The organism is Rossellomorea sp. LJF3, assembly GCF_037046045.1.
Lineage (GTDB): Bacteria > Bacillota > Bacilli > Bacillales > Bacillaceae_B > Rossellomorea.
This window is the reverse complement of record NZ_JBANLY010000052.1, coordinates 1-1,433: the sequence shown is the minus strand read 5'-3', so window position 1 is coordinate 1,433 and position 1,433 is coordinate 1. Positions and strand designations below refer to the sequence as shown.

Genomic DNA, 1,433 nt, shown 5'->3' with positions numbered 1-1,433 from the left:
ATTGATGTCAAGAAAGCCGAATATCGACCAATTGTTGTTCATATAAATATGACTCTTTGTGGTTAAGTCCTCGATCGATTAGTATCAGTCAACTCCACATGTCGCCATGCTTCCATCTCTGACCTATCTACCTAGTCATCTTCTAGGGATCTTACTCACTTACGTGATGGGAAATCTCATCTCGAGGGGGGCTTCATGCTTAGATGCTTTCAGCACTTATCCCTTCCGCACATAGCTACCCAGCGATGCCTTTGGCAAGACAACTGGTACACCAGCGGTGCGTCCATCCCGGTCCTCTCGTACTAAGGACAGCTCCTCTCAAATTTCCTGCGCCCACGACGGATAGGGACCGAACTGTCTCACGACGTTCTGAACCCAGCTCGCGTACCGCTTTAATGGGCGAACAGCCCAACCCTTGGGACCGACTACAGCCCCAGGATGCGATGAGCCGACATCGAGGTGCCAAACCTCCCCGTCGATGTGGACTCTTGGGGGAGATAAGCCTGTTATCCCCGGGGTAGCTTTTATCCGTTGAGCGATGGCCCTTCCATGCGGAACCACCGGATCACTAAGCCCGACTTTCGTCCCTGCTCGACTTGTAGGTCTCGCAGTCAAGCTCCCTTGTGCCTTTACACTCTGCGAATGATTTCCAACCATTCTGAGGGAACCTTTGGGCGCCTCCGTTACTCTTTAGGAGGCGACCGCCCCAGTCAAACTGCCCACCTGACACTGTCTCCCACCCCGATAAGGGGCGCGGGTTAGAATTTCAATACAGCCAGGGTAGTATCCCACCGATGCCTCCACCGAAGCTGGCGCTCCGGTTTCCAAGGCTCCTACCTATCCTGTACAAGCTGTACCAAAATTCAATATCAGGCTACAGTAAAGCTCCACGGGGTCTTTCCGTCCTGTCGCGGGTAACCTGCATCTTCACAGGTACTATAATTTCACCGAGTCTCTCGTTGAGACAGTGCCCAGATCGTTACGCCTTTCGTGCGGGTCGGAACTTACCCGACAAGGAATTTCGCTACCTTAGGACCGTTATAGTTACGGCCGCCGTTTACTGGGGCTTCGATTCGCACCTTCGCTTGCGCTAAGCACTCCTCTTAACCTTCCAGCACCGGGCAGGCGTCAGCCCCTATACTTCGCCTTACGGCTTCGCAGAGACCTGTGTTTTTGCTAAACAGTCGCCTGGGCCTATTCACTGCGGCTCTCTCGGGCTTGCACCCTACCAGAGCACCCCTTCTCCCGAAGTTACGGGGTCATTTTGCCGAGTTCCTTAACGAGAGTTCTCTCGCTCACCTTAGGATTCTCTCCTCGCCTACCTGTGTCGGTTTGCGGTACGGGCACCTTTTTCCTCGCTAGAGGCTTTTCTTGGCAGTGTGGAATCAGGAACTTCGCTACTATAATTCGCTCGCTATCACAGCTCAGCCTTC

Annotated in this window: 1 rRNA gene; it reads right to left on the bottom strand. The window is 53.5% G+C overall.

What is annotated here, in order from left to right:
* Positions 1 to 58: 58 nt before the first annotated feature.
* A 23S ribosomal RNA gene (locus tag V8G47_RS20705) occupies positions 59 to 1,433 on the bottom strand; the annotation flags it as partial.